Source organism: Mitsuaria chitosanitabida ATCC BAA-476 = NBRC 102408 (assembly GCF_001598255.1).
In the GTDB taxonomy this organism is placed as follows: domain Bacteria; phylum Pseudomonadota; class Gammaproteobacteria; order Burkholderiales; family Burkholderiaceae_C; genus Roseateles; species Roseateles chitosanitabidus.
Map to the genome: position 1 here is coordinate 62,183 of NZ_BCYP01000007.1, position 12,525 is coordinate 74,707.

13 protein-coding genes and 2 pseudogenes are annotated in these 12,525 nt (G+C 65.0%); 7 read left to right on the forward strand and 8 right to left on the reverse strand.

Annotation, left to right across the window (positions count from 1 at the left end):
• Window positions 1-252: 252 nt before the first annotated feature.
• A complete protein-coding gene (locus tag MCHT01_RS05055; RefSeq protein WP_067063227.1) occupies window positions 253-897 on the forward strand; it encodes a hypothetical protein in 645 nt (214 codons plus the stop codon).
• A 353-nt stretch (window positions 898-1,250) separates the two neighbouring features.
• On the opposite strand, the gene MCHT01_RS05060 is transcribed toward MCHT01_RS05055, so the two are convergent.
• The gene (locus MCHT01_RS05060; RefSeq protein WP_067063230.1) at window positions 1,251-2,183 is read right to left on the reverse strand and encodes a LysR family transcriptional regulator; all 933 of its coding nucleotides are present in this window, start codon (window positions 2,181-2,183) and stop codon (window positions 1,251-1,253) included.
• 82 nt (window positions 2,184-2,265) lie between these two features.
• On the opposite strand from MCHT01_RS05060, the gene MCHT01_RS05065 reads away from it, so the two are divergent.
• From MCHT01_RS05065 to MCHT01_RS05080, 4 genes are read left to right on the forward strand one after another with little or no spacing between them, the layout of a single operon-like run.
• Window positions 2,266-2,904, forward strand: a complete 639-nt coding sequence (locus tag MCHT01_RS05065; protein ID WP_067063233.1) for a DsbA family protein — start codon at window positions 2,266-2,268, stop codon at window positions 2,902-2,904.
• Window positions 2,905-2,952: 48 nt separating this feature from the next.
• Entirely contained in the window at window positions 2,953-3,849 is an 897-nt protein-coding gene (locus MCHT01_RS05070; protein ID WP_067063235.1) for an MBL fold metallo-hydrolase, read from the forward strand.
• A 16-nt stretch (window positions 3,850-3,865) separates the two neighbouring features.
• Window positions 3,866-4,126 carry a nuclear transport factor 2 family protein gene (locus MCHT01_RS05075; RefSeq protein WP_067063238.1) on the forward strand — a complete coding sequence of 87 codons (261 nt, stop codon included), beginning with the start codon at window positions 3,866-3,868 and terminating at the stop codon, window positions 4,124-4,126.
• 17 nt (window positions 4,127-4,143) lie between these two features.
• Entirely contained in the window at window positions 4,144-4,395 is a 252-nt protein-coding gene (locus MCHT01_RS05080; RefSeq protein ID WP_067063240.1) for a hypothetical protein, read from the forward strand.
• A gap of 54 nt (window positions 4,396-4,449) precedes the next feature.
• Here MCHT01_RS05080 and MCHT01_RS05085 read toward each other — a convergent pair whose 3' ends face one another.
• Both MCHT01_RS05085 and MCHT01_RS26010 read right to left on the reverse strand, forming a co-directional pair.
• Window positions 4,450-4,746: a hypothetical protein gene (locus MCHT01_RS05085; RefSeq protein WP_067063243.1), complete on the reverse strand. Its 297-nt coding sequence runs from the start codon at window positions 4,744-4,746 to the stop codon at window positions 4,450-4,452.
• Between the two features lie 234 nt (window positions 4,747-4,980).
• A complete protein-coding gene (locus MCHT01_RS26010) occupies window positions 4,981-5,469 on the reverse strand; it encodes a hypothetical protein (protein WP_148661394.1) in 489 nt (162 codons plus the stop codon).
• A gap of 198 nt (window positions 5,470-5,667) precedes the next feature.
• On the opposite strand from MCHT01_RS26010, the gene MCHT01_RS05090 reads away from it, so the two are divergent.
• Entirely contained in the window at window positions 5,668-5,916 is a 249-nt protein-coding gene (locus tag MCHT01_RS05090) for a hypothetical protein (RefSeq protein ID WP_067063246.1), read from the forward strand.
• Between the two features lie 458 nt (window positions 5,917-6,374).
• A pseudogene (locus tag MCHT01_RS25445) lies at window positions 6,375-7,205 on the forward strand (IS30 family transposase); the annotation flags it as partial.
• 51 nt (window positions 7,206-7,256) lie between these two features.
• Here MCHT01_RS25445 and MCHT01_RS27290 read toward each other — a convergent pair.
• The 5 genes and pseudogenes from MCHT01_RS27290 to MCHT01_RS05115 all read right to left on the reverse strand — a co-directional run.
• Window positions 7,257-7,706, reverse strand: a pseudogene (locus MCHT01_RS27290) (AAA family ATPase); the annotation flags it as partial.
• 5 nt (window positions 7,707-7,711) lie between these two features.
• A complete protein-coding gene (locus MCHT01_RS05100; protein ID WP_067063252.1) occupies window positions 7,712-8,047 on the reverse strand; it encodes a DMT family transporter in 336 nt (111 codons plus the stop codon).
• 250 nt (window positions 8,048-8,297) lie between these two features.
• A complete protein-coding gene (locus MCHT01_RS05105; protein ID WP_067063254.1) occupies window positions 8,298-9,959 on the reverse strand; it encodes an asparagine synthetase B family protein in 1,662 nt (553 codons plus the stop codon).
• Window positions 9,956-11,071 carry a glycosyltransferase family 2 protein gene (locus tag MCHT01_RS05110; RefSeq protein WP_067063256.1) on the reverse strand — a complete coding sequence of 372 codons (1,116 nt, stop codon included), beginning with the start codon at window positions 11,069-11,071 and terminating at the stop codon, window positions 9,956-9,958. Before MCHT01_RS05110 ends, MCHT01_RS05105 begins: the two co-directional genes overlap by 4 nt.
• Window positions 11,068-12,519, reverse strand: coding sequence for a lipopolysaccharide biosynthesis protein (locus tag MCHT01_RS05115; protein WP_067063259.1), 1,452 nt, complete (start codon window positions 12,517-12,519; stop codon window positions 11,068-11,070). Before MCHT01_RS05115 ends, MCHT01_RS05110 begins: the two co-directional genes overlap by 4 nt.
• Between the last annotated feature and the right edge of the window lie 6 nt (window positions 12,520-12,525).

The following is a 12,525-nucleotide window of genomic DNA, read 5'->3' on the forward strand; positions in this document are numbered from 1 at the left end:
TCCTATCGAACCTTGACCGAGAAATCGTAGCTCAGTCGCCTCGACGCAGCCAGGTAGTCGCGCTGCTTCCAGCCGGCTACGGTCGTACGCCGGATGTTGGGCCGACGTCCGCTTCCGCTGCGATGCTGCCGCGGTTTCAAGCTGGGAGCGGACGTCGCCAACGCAAGGGAATTTCACCAGCCCGCTCCTAGGTGCACATGCTCCAATGCAGGTCAGAAGTCGTTAGCACCCCGCACACAACGCGCAAGACCCATGAAGCTCCATCGCATCGTAGTCATCACGCTGATGTCGGTTCTTGGCTTGTTTTCGAACCGTTCCAACGCAACGCCGGAAACAGATTTCTGGAGTTGGTTTCAGAAGAACCAACCCGCTCTCTTTGACTTCGAGCGCGATCAGGAACGGACCTTCGACCGATTGGCAGCGGAGATGCACAAGGTTGACCCCAACCTGACCTTCGAGTTTGGTCCGAAGGACGGCGGCAGGCGTGAGTTCGTCATCAGCGCAGACGGAATTCGCGACGCCTTTCCCAAAGTCGAGGCCTTGTTCGCTGCGGCTCCATCGCTACCGAAGTGGACGTTCATCAAATTTCGACCACGTCGCGACCCATTCGACTTGCAGTACGGCGGTGTCTCGGTCAAGGCAAGCTCTATTTCCGTAATGCTCGAACGCGACGGTCAGAAGGTAGGCCTGACGGTCGTGATTCCCGGCTACACCCTGGCCTCCCGCAAGACCTACGCGGGCATTGCAATCCTGCTCCTCGATCAAGCGCTTGGTGAGTACGACGTTGAAACACGCGTGGGGTCTATCGACGTGCGAGCGCCTTCAGCGGCTACAGCTTCAGCCGTTCCGCTTTCGCGACTGCCGACGGCCTTCGACTCATTCTTTGTCACACGATGAGCAGGACGAAGACCTGTTCCTGTTCACCGCAATTGAAGCGGAGTTGGACCACATTCCCGTCGAGTCTGCTCGCCCATATTGCGCCCCTGATTGGCTGCGGCAATGTGATTCCGAGGTCGCTCAAGCGGAGGCCCTTTACGAGAGCCGAGTAAGCGCCGCTTGTCGAGGCATCATTGCGCGCTTCCGTACGGCCGGTTGACGGACTGCATGTATTACGGGCCCGCTGGCAGAGTCGGGCTGGAAGCGGACGACAACCTCGCCGCGAGCGGTCACGGCGCAAACGTCGTCGCATGATCAACCGGCCGCGTGCGGCCGGTTGCCGCACGCATTGCTTCTTCAGTCCTGGTGGCTTCTCAACGGCCAACCCACCCCGCAATCAGCACATCGACGAACGCGCGGACTTTCGCGGGGCGGAATCTGGCCGTTGGAAAGACGGCGTGGATGCCTCCGACGGGCAAGGACCAGCGCGGCAGAACTGGGATCAGGGTGCCACTGGCCAGTTCATCGGCAACTGCGTAGTCTGGCAGGATCGACAGACCAGCCCCGCGCACAACGGCTTCCCGGACGGCCAGGGTGGCATCGAGCGATATGGCGGGATGGACGATCACGCTCTGCCGTTCCTCGTCGCCGCGGTTGAACGTCCAGCGAGTGGGATCCCGTAGCGCCGTGTTGGCGATGAAGGGCAGCGCGTCGATGTCCTTCGGGGTCTTGGCCCGCCGAAGCTCCGCGCGCCACGACGGTGCCGCCACCAGCAACTGCCGGAACGTGCCGATCTGCCTCGCTTGGAGATGGAGTTCGGTCAACCAGCCTACACGGATCGCCAGTTCAGCCTGTCCAGCCATGAGGTCGAGTGACTGATCGCTCAGCGATGCATCGACCTTGCACTTCGGGTAGCGCCGCGTGAACTCCGCGATGGCTGGAACGACCGCGCTGATGCCGAAGTCCAGTGGCGCAGTCAGTCGAAGCGTCCCGGACGGCTCGGCCGCCACCTCGGCCAGTTCGTCGAACGCCTCGCCGGCCTCCTTCAAGATGAGAACGCTGCGCTGATACAGCGCCAGGCCGGCTTCGGTCGGCGTGACTTTTCGCGTGGTGCGTGTCAGCAAGGTCGTGCTGAACTCACGCTCCAGCCGCGCAACCTGCTGGCTGACCACTGCCTTGGTGATGCCCAGACGTTCTCCGGCCGCGGTGAAGCTTCCTGCCTCCACCACGGCGGCGAAGTAGGCCAGTCGCTTGAGATTGGCGAAATTTCCCTGAGTCGACGGCGCTTTACTGTTTGCTGATGGCATACGGTCTATCAGTTCAGTGGCGATTTATCTATCAATTCTCGCTCCCTACGATGGCGGTATTGATTGGATACGAGACGCCTTCATGAACAAGATCCTGCACTACATCTTCGACCCCCTGTGTGGTTGGTGCTACGGCGCCAGTAGCGCGCTGGCCGCGTTGGTCGACGTGCCCGGAGTCAAGTTGCGACCACTGCCCAGCGGGCTGTTTGCCGGCGCGGGCGCGCGTCCGATGGACGGGGAATTCGCCGCCTATGCGTGGAGCAACGACCAACGCATCGAGCACCTGACGGGCCAGCGCTTCACCGAACGCTATCGCAGCGATGTCCTGGCTGATCGCCAGCAGAGGTTCGACAGCGGGCCCGCGACCATGGCGCTGACGGCCGTTGCATTGACAGCGCCGGCGCGCGAACTGGATGCCCTCAAGGCGATTCAGCAAGCCCGCTACATCGCGGGCCAAGACATCACGCAGCTGGACAGGCTGGCGACCGTCCTGGTCGACCTGGGGCTCCACCAGGCCGCGGAGCGCTTGGCTCAGCCCGATGACGAACTGCTCGCGGCCGACCGCGCCCGTGTCGCGGGCGCACAGGCTCTGCTGAGCGAGTTTGGCGCACGCGGCGTTCCCACCTTCATCCTGGAAGCCGACGGGCATCGGCAGTTGCTGCACTCCAGCGCTGCCTTCTCCAACCCCAGGGAGTTCGTCGAGCAGATCGCTGCTGCCTGACAGTCCCGCCTCCGCCCCGCCGTATCCACCTTCACTCTGAGGACGACCATGATGAATCGCCGCGACTTCGTTCAAACCGCCGCCGCCGTCGGCGCAGCTTCTGCTCTTGTCGGTTGTGCCGCCGTGCCGGGCTCGACCCCGTTGCAATGGAAGCACTTCCCCACCGGTGACAAAGGCTTCTTCCGCGCCCCGGTGTTGCTCTCCGGCGCCAAGGAGGCGATCCTCGTCGACGGTGGCTTCTCGCTGCCCGATGGCCGCGCGGTGGCCGACGCGATCAGGGCGTCGGGCAAGACGCTGACCACCATCTACGTCAGCCAGAGCGATCCCGACTACTACTTCAGCCTGGGCCCGATCAAGGCGGCGTTCCCCACCGCCAAGGTCATCGCCGCGCCGGAGACCATCGCCGCCATCCGTGCCAACGTGCAGAAGAAGATTGACACCTGGGCGCCGCAGCTCAAGGAGAACGGCCCGCAGAAGCTCGACGACATCGTCTTCCCCGAAGCGTTTGATGGCTCCTCGCTGATCCTCGAAGGCAACGTCATCGAGATCGTCAAGGCGCAAGGGCTGGAGAACCGACGCTACCTGTGGGTGCCATCGCTGAACGCAGTGTTTGGGGGCGTGCTGATCTTCTCCGGCCTGCACGTCTGGACGGCCGATACCCCGACGCCTGCCTCGCGTGCCGCGTGGATCAAGAACCTCGAGGCCATTGCCGCGCGCAAGCCCGCCGTCGTGGTGCCGGGGCACCTCGCCGCAAGCGGCGCGCTGGACGTCTCCGCGGTGAACTACACGCGCGAGTACCTACTGGCCTTCGACGAAGAACTGGCCAAGGCCGCCAACGGTGACGCGTTGATCGCCGCCATGAGCAAGCGTTACCCCAACGCCGGATTGGCTCCGGCCCTGCAGATCGGTGCCAAGGTGGCCAAGGGCGAAATGAAGTGGGGTTGAACCTCGGGGAACGAGCATGACCACGAACCTCGACATCATCCGCGCGACCTACGAAGGCCCGTCGGAAGAAAACGGCAAGAACCTGCTCTCGGTGCTGACGCCTGATGCCACGTGGACGGAGGCCGCCGGCTTCCCCTACGCGGGCACCTATCGCAAGACGGGCAAGGCGATGACTGCGACGTTCGCGCACCTGTACCAGCTCAAGGAAGGCAGGATCTTGAGCATGGAGCAGTATGTGGACAGCCACCGCGTGCAACAGGCGCTGCTGGCTGACTGAGCGGCCCTGTCTCGGTCATGCGCGACGTCCACTCCGAACTCTGCGACATCCTTGCCCTGATGCGCGAGGGAAAGTGGAACGTTGCGCACGATCGGGTGCAACGCCACGAAGGCCTGCTCGCCGCCTGGTTGCACGGAATCCTGCATCTGCAGGAAGGTGATCTGGAGGATGCCGAGAACTGGTACGAACGCGCCGGGCGCCGCTTTCGTCAGCGTGGCACGCTGGAAGAGGAATTTCTTGCTTTCGAGTCGGCGCTCGAGGGGCCGTAGGAACCGCTAGCGCTGCCGACGCTGCTCCAGGCTGAGAGCGGACTAACGGTCACGTCACTCGTAGAACTTGCCCATCGCCAAGATTTGCGCCATTCGCCGCCACGGATTGGCGGACTTGTCATAGAACCTGAGGCCATCTACGGAAGCCTCGGCCCACGCTGCTGACGCCTCGATGATGGCGCCGAAACTCCAGTTCTCCCAGCCGAGTGCCGAGGGGCCGTATGGACTGGAGGGCGTCTTGGCCTCAATCTCCTCCTCAGCCCTCCAGTCCGCAGCAAGCTCATGCAGGAATCGGAGGAAGGTCGATTCGTCAATGACGGTGTCAGCCAATTGGAGGAGGTCGACGCTCATGTGTTCTTGGCAGCCTATAGAAGGGCGAATCATAAGAAACGCATGTCTGCCTCCGCCGCAGTGCGACGGCTTCAGGCTGATTGCAGCCGTTCGCCGCGCACTCGGTGGCCGACAGCTACCGGCCGGAAGCAGCCCGTCGAGCCAGCGAGTCCAATGTCCGCTCCAGCTGCGTTTCCACACGGCCTCGGCTGGAAGCGGGCGCGCACCCCATGGTCGCTGTTTCGACCCTGCCTCTCAGCCGTGCCGAGGCTCCCACCTTACAGGCTGAATGTGCGGAACGACCCCGGTTCCGTCATTCACAGACGAGACCTTGTTTCCCAGACATTCAAGAAGGGCGACTAGGCAGCCGGTACCACCGAATGGGTAGCTCTCTGGCTCGAACGTTAGGTAGAAACTGTCTCGTTCTGTCCTTACGCCCGTAATTTCAAACTCGGCGTCCGCCAATGACTCCACCATAGAGCCGAAGTCCCAGCCCGGAGTTGGCATGTTTGGAGAATGACGCTGCGGCAGAGGCGTTGAGAACCAGAAAGCGTTCCACTCGTGCAACTCCTCGGGTGTTAGAGCTCGAAAAAATGCGCGCTCCGCGTCGCTCAGTTCCTTGACCATCGCCCCCTCGTCGAGCGCATCTTCTCTCTTAAGCGCAGCCACGTAGTTCACGCACTCGATGGTTCGCAGCGCGTGCGCTTCGTCCGGCGGATTGAACTCGACAAAACACCCTTCCATCTCGCGCCTTTGAAGTGTTGGGGACATCAACTTTAGCGGTCATGTCCGCTTCCGCTGCGACGCCGACCTAGACCGGGTGGACCCGTCGGACGGCACCATCAGGCTGGGAGCGGTCTTAGCCCGCCCAAGGGAATGTCACCAGCAATTTTTGGCCGGCGCGCGTGCTCAAATGCCCTGACAACGATTGCAGACAAGGCCATGAAGCTTCACGACGTCGAGTATGAGTTTCTGCGTGGCAGCGACCTTCAGCGCGATGGCATGTTCTTAGAAGTTGCCGTCAAAGGTACGAACCCGCTTCGGCAACTCGCCGAGGTCTTCTACTCAGACCTCACGGGTCAATTCTCACTGTCTTGCTTTGAGCGAGACGTTCCGATTGAGGTCATCGAACGGTTGCTGTTGCAGGCCCGGGAATCTCTGCCCCCGGCTGGCCAGCAACTCGTGGGCTAGGCTGCTCGAATGCAGCTAGTTCTTCGCCTGTACGCCGACTGCGACAGCAACGAAGTTGCTGGCCTCATTGCGGGCCGACTCCTGACACAGCTATCGCGCTTCTCACCGGAGTCAAGCGCCGAACCTCGGCGCTACTGGAAGATGCCGCAGATGTTCGAGTTCACATACAGACTGGCTCCCGCATGCGCCAAAACGGTCGCGGACCTCGTCTCCTGTTCGTCCGGCGGTTGGAGTCATTCAGGTGGGGTCGAAGAGTCCTCGTCTGTTTGGAATCGACAGGCTGACCATATGTGGCTCGTGCCGGAGGTTGCATGGGCGCACTTGGAGCTTTACGAGGTCACGAGCTAATGCCTGCGGGCGGGTTGGTTGATGCTCAACATGAACGTCCGCTACCGCTGGCGGATTCAACCGGTCGATGCAACACACTGATAGCCGCATATGCGGCAGGAGTGTTGCAAATGAAGCGACGGCCACGGCTCTACTACTCCGACAGTCAGAAGGCGCTGATGTGGGAGCGCTGGAAGCAAGGTTGGACCTTGCATGAGATCGGCAAGCTCTTTGACCGGCCGCACACCTCGGTCCAGCAGATACTGGCTCAGACTGGCGGCTTTCAGCCTCCGGAGCGCGCGCGCTCCTCTACCGCATTAACCTTGGCGGAGCGCGAAGAGATCTCAAGAGCCATGGTGGCCGGCGACTCCATCCGAGCGACGGCCGCTCGGCTTGGCCGAGCTCCCTCGACGATCAGCCGAGAGGTCAAGCGCAATGGAGGCCGGCGGGACTATCGTGCCAGCAAGGCCGATGGCGCAGCTTGGGATCGGGCGCTACGTCCGAAACGGCGCAAGCTATGGCTGAACTGTGGGCTGGCACGCATCGTGGCCGAGAAACTGCGCGCGCTTTGGTCACCCGAGCAGATTGCGGGATGGCTCAAACAAGCCTATCCGCACGACGAGAGCCTTCACGTGTCGCACGAGACCATCTACCGCAGTCTGTTTGTTCAAGCGCGCGGCGCATTGAAGAAGGAGCTGCTGGAGCACCTCAGGCGTACGCGGGGGATGCGACGCTCCCGTCACCATACCCAGAAGACGGCGAGCCACGGAAAGATCATCGATGCCATACCGATCAGCGAGCGCCCTGCTTGTGTCGAGGATCGCGCGGTTCCAGGGCACTGGGAAGGTGACCTCGTCTTCGGTGGACGCAACAGCCAGATCGCAACGCTGGTCGAGCGGCAAACGCGCTACGTGATGCTGGTGAAGGTCGATCACAAGGACACGGAGACGGTGATAGATGCAGGTCGAATAGCCAGCCGCGACATAGGCGTTGACGGTCGGCTCATACGAGCGAGTAGCTCGGTCGAAGCTCGCCTGACGCTCGGTATCCTGCACGTAGATCTCCGGCCACGGCTCCGCCACGAACACGGTCGAGGCGTAGCGGTACTGCGTCGGCGCTTCCAGGTGATGAGGCTCCAGCGCGACATCCGACAGCTGGAGCCAGGCCAAGCATTCAGGAATGCCTCGGTCGAAGAACACGGGCCCCTTCAGCAACTGCGCGGCTTGGTGGTTGTCGATGTTCCGCTTCAGGACCTCTTCCAGGAACGCCTGGCGATTCGACCCGGGAAGCACACTGCCGCCGCACGCTCACTGCTCGCGGAGGATGGCCAGAGCCGCCTCCGGAAAGACGGCGTATCCGAGCTGATTCAGCGCGGCCAGCAGCGTGGATTTCCCGGCGCCCGAGGCACCGGTGATGACGTGGCAGTCCGTGGTGATGCGAGTGGACATCGACATGCCGGGCATCCGGCTCAATGCGCCGAGCTCTTCGAGAACACGTTGATGACCACCACGCCAAGAAGGATCAGCGCGATCCCGACAATCGCGGCGACATCCAGGCGCTGGTTGAACAGGATCAGCCCCAGCACCGAGATGAGCACGATGCCCACGCCAGACCAGATGGCATAGGCGATCCCCGTCGGGATCGTGTCGAGCGTCTGGGACAGGCAGTAGAAGCAGGCGCCATAGCCGAGCACGGTCAGCGCACCCGGCAGCAGCTTGGTGAATCCGTCCGAGTACTTCAGGCAGGTGGTCGCGAAGACCTCGAAGAGGATGGCCGCGGCCAGGAAAAGATAGGACTTGCTCATGCCGGCATTCTTGCAAAGGGCGATGCCGGGTTTCTGCCGAAGAAGGGTTCAGGCTGGGAGCGGACGTCGTCCTTCTGCAGGCCAGTTCTTCCCAGGCGAGTCAAATGAGTCCCGGGTGTTGAGATCCGACCCACGGGCATGCAGCCACGCCACGGCCGCTCCATCGTTCTCCACGGCGAGGAAATGGAGCACCGTTTCTCCGATGCCGTTCATGAGATGGATGAGCTCGGGCCGCGCCGCCTGACCTCTCTCACACCCGATAGTTCGGCCGCTTCGCCCGCAGCCACTGCTCCATCATCATGAGGATCCACACCATCTCGCCGTAGTAGCCAGGGTGTTCCTGCAGGCGGTGCTTGAGCAGTTCGTCGATGAAGCCGGGTCGCACGATGCCGCGCGTGGACAGGCTGCCCAGCGAGTCCGCCGCCAGCGCCTTCAGGCCTTCGTCGCGCGTGGCCCAGACGCCGAAGGGCAGGCCGAAGCCCTGCTTCTTCTTGACGATGATCTCGTCCGGCAGGAAGCCCTTCAGCGCTTCCTTGAAGAACCACCGCAGCTTCAGACCTCGCAGCTTGTAGTCCGCCGGCAGCCGCTCCGAGAAGGCCAGCAGCTCGTCGTCCAGCATCGGGAAGCCGACCGACATCTCCGCCAGGCCCGTCGTCCCCACCACCTTGGGCAGGTCGGTGTCCGCCAGCGTGTAGCGCCAGTCGAAGGCCAGCATCTTGTCGACCAGCTGCCCGGTCTTGATCGCGTTCCACACCTGGCGCTGCTGCTTCTGCGGGCCCAGCGGATCGACGCGGCGCAGGAAGTCGCTCTCCAGCACGTCCGTCATCCCGAGACGGGTCAGCAGGTTGTAGCTCTGCAGCCGGTCCGGCATCGGCACGCGGGCCTGGTCGATGTAGCTCGCCCCCTTCTTCAGCAGCGGCAGCTTGCCCAGCGGCGACGCGAAGGCCGGCTGCAGCAGCAGCTCCCGCACCGGGCCGGGCACGCGGCCGTACCAGGAGAACACCGTCTGCTTCGCGTAGCGCGTGTTGCCGCCGAAGAGCTCGTCCCCGCCGTCGCCCGCCAGCAGGTGGCGCACGCCGTCGTCATGCGCCTTGCGAGCGCAGTAGTAGGCCGGCAGCGCCGAGCTGTTGCCGAAGGGCTGGTCGTAATGCGCCGCCACCTTGGCGATGCCGGCCACCAGGTCCTTGGGCGTCACGTAGTACTCGTGATGCCGGCAACCGAAGTGCTTGGCCGCGATGCGCGCGAAGGCCATCTCGTCGTAGCCCTCCGCCTCGAAGCCGATCGAGTAGGTGTCCGCCGGCCGGCCCGCGACGCGGCTCAGCATGCCGGCCACCGTGGAGCTGTCCGTGCCGCCGCTCAGGAAGCAGGCCGCGTCCCCACCGCGCAGCTGGCGCTGCACCGAGCGCGCCAGGATCTGCTTGAACTCGTCCTTCAGGTCCTCCAGCCTCGGCGACGGATCGGCCTTGAAGCTCGGCGTCCAGTAGGGCGTGACGCGCAGCTCGCCGCGCTCGTAGATCGCCACATGTCCCGGCGGCAGCCGGAAGATGTTGCGGAACACCGTCCGCGGCGACGGGATCACGTGGAAGTAGAGGTAGTCGAACAGCGCCTGCGGATCGAGGTCGGCGTCGTCGCCCGCCAGGTCGTCGGCCCGCGTCGCGAAGCGCAGCTCGTGGCCGACGATGCGGTAGCACAGCGGCTCGATGCCGAAGCGGTCCGTCGCCAGCACCGTGCGGCCCGAGGGCTGGCGCCAGGCCACCGAGAAGCGGCCCGTGACCTGGCCCAGCGCCGGGCCGGGATCGGTCTGCGACAGCAGCTGCTGCCAGGCGGCGTCGCGCTGCGCCTCGCTCGCGTCGGCGGGAAGGCCGGGCAGCCCGGCTTGGCCGGTGGACAGGAAGGTGGCGGTGCTTGTCATTGTTGTGGGGGCCGTGTCGGGAAGGACGCCTCCCTGGCGTCCATGGGCGCGCCCAGGGGCGCGGGTGCAGTGTGCGGCGTCGGTGTGACGGTGGCATCGGGATCGCCCCCGACGACGCCCGTCGCGCTCAGCGCGATCCAGTGCGGGCCGCGCCGCAGGCAGACGGCGCGGTGGCGGCGGATGCGCGGCAGCTGCGGCAGCACGCGCAGCAGCGCGGCCAGCTCGGCGGCCGCCTCGCGCCAGTTGAAGTGGACCAGCAGCTGCTGCGCGCCACCGAAGAGGTGGGCGCCCAGCACGTACCAGAGGTGGCGCAGCGGGCCGGCGCTCGGCCGCTTGATGTCGCACACGATCTGCGAGCGCAGCCGCGATCCGCGCCGGCGCAGCTGCTTGAGCCAGGGCTGCGCCGTCTTGACGTGGAAGCCGCGCAGGTGCCGGAAGGTCGCCGCCGGCACCAGCGCGATGTCGAAGCCGTGGTGATGCGCCCGCGCGCAGAGATCGTCGTCCTCGCAGTAGAGGAAGAACAGCGGATCGAAGCCGCCCACGGTCTCGAGGAATTCGCGCGTCACCAGCCAGGCGGCGGCCGGCAGCGCCTCGGCCAGGTAGTGGCCCGCGACCGGATGGCGGGTCAGCGCGTCGCTCAGGTAGCCCGGCACGTGGGGCGCGACGTAGTAGCGCAGGAAGGTCGGATCCAGCGACTCGCCCTCGCCATCGAGCTGCAGGGGGCACAGGATGCCGAGCTTGGGGTTGAGCGCGGCCTCGCGCTCCAGGTGCTCGACCGCGTCCGGCGCCAGCACCGTGTCCTGGTTGAGCAGGAAGACGTGGTCCGCGCCGTCCGCCAGCGCCCGCGCGATGCCGGCGTTGTTGGCGCGGCCGAAGCCCAGGTTCTTGGGCTCGCGGATCATCGTGACCTCGGCGAAGCCGTCGACGATCTCGCAGGTCGCGTCCGAGGACGCGTTGTCGACCACGATCACCCGCAGCGGCACCGTGCTGGCGCGCAGCGCGTTCAGGCAGTCGGCGATCCAGGGCGCGCCGTTGAAGCTCACCACGACGCAGGCGACCCGGGGCGCGCGCGCGGACGTCGGGGCGGTGGTCGTGGCGGGGGTCTCGCTCATGGCAGGGCTCGCTTGCGCAGATGGCCCAGCGCGCGCGTCACTTCGTGCGCGAGGGGATGGCGCAGCGCCTGCGCCGCGACCACCAGGCCCGCCAGTCCGGCGCCGCCGGTCAGCAGCAGGGCCACCAGCGCCGGCAGCGCGTAGAAGTGCACCAACTGCGCCATCAAGGCCTGCGCCGCGATCGATCCCAGTGCCACTCCCACGCTCTTGAGACAGGGACCCAGCAGCGCCTGCATCGTCGTGCCCAGCAGCTCGCGCATCGCCTTCAGGTAGAGCCCCAGGGCGACCAGGTTGCTCACGACCCAGCAGGCCGCCACGGCCTCGACGCTGAAGCGGGAGGCCGCCAGGATCACCACCAGGTGGATCGGGCTGTAGATCAGGTTGATGCGCAGCCGCTTGGCCACGTTGCCGGTGGCGTTGAGCAGGTTGGGGCCCAGCGTGTAGAGGTAGGTCGGCATGATGGCCAGCGCCAGCAGCGTGCAGATGGGCGCGGCCGCGTCCCATTGCGGACCGAAGAGCAGCCGCATCATGTCGCGCGACATCAGCGCGACGAAGCCGAAGAAGGGCCACGCGATGGCCGTGATCATGCCGGTGCTCTGCGCGTAGAGCGCGGTCAGGTTCTCGCCCTGGCGGTGCTGGTCGGCGAAGGCCGGCGTGGCCACGCGCTGCACCGCCGAGGTCACGTTCGTGTAGAACATCTCCAGCAGCCCCATCGCGCGGCTGAACAGCCCCACCGCGGTCAGGCCGAAGGTGCGGGCGATGATGAACTCGTGCGCGTTGCGGGTGAAGACCTCCAGCAGCCGGCTCATCACGAAGAAGGAGCCGTAGCCGAAGACGTAGCGCAGGCCCGTCAGCCCCGGCATCAGCAGCGTGCCCGGCGGACGCATCACCAGCAGCAGCAGCGCCTGGAAGGCGGTGTTGGCCACGCTGGCCCAGGCCATGCTGCGGAAGCCGTGGCCGTTGAGCGCCAGCAGCACGCCGGTGCTGGCGTGCACGATCGTCGACGAGAGCTGGATCACGAAGATGCGCCGGAACTGCATCTCGCGCGTGAGCAGCGCGAAGGCCGGCGAGGCGAAGGGCAGGATCGCGAAGTTCAGCGCCAGGATGCCGATCACGTCGACGACGGCCGGCTCCTTCAGGTAGATCGCCAGCGGATGGCGCAGCAGCATGGCCACCAGCCCCACCGACCAGCCGATCACGATCGCGCCCGAGTAGGCGGCGCGCAGCTTGGTCTCGGAGAGTTCCTTCTCCTGGATCAGGTACTCGCTGATGCCGAAGTCCCGCATCACCGTGGCGATGGTCACGAAGGCGGCGCAGACCGAGTACACGCCGATGTCCTGCGGCGTGAGCAGCCGCGCCAGCACCATCGTCGACGCGATGTTGACGACCAGGCTGGCGTAGCGTTCCGCGAAGGACCAGATCAGCGCTCCGCGCACCTTCGCGTTCATGCGCGC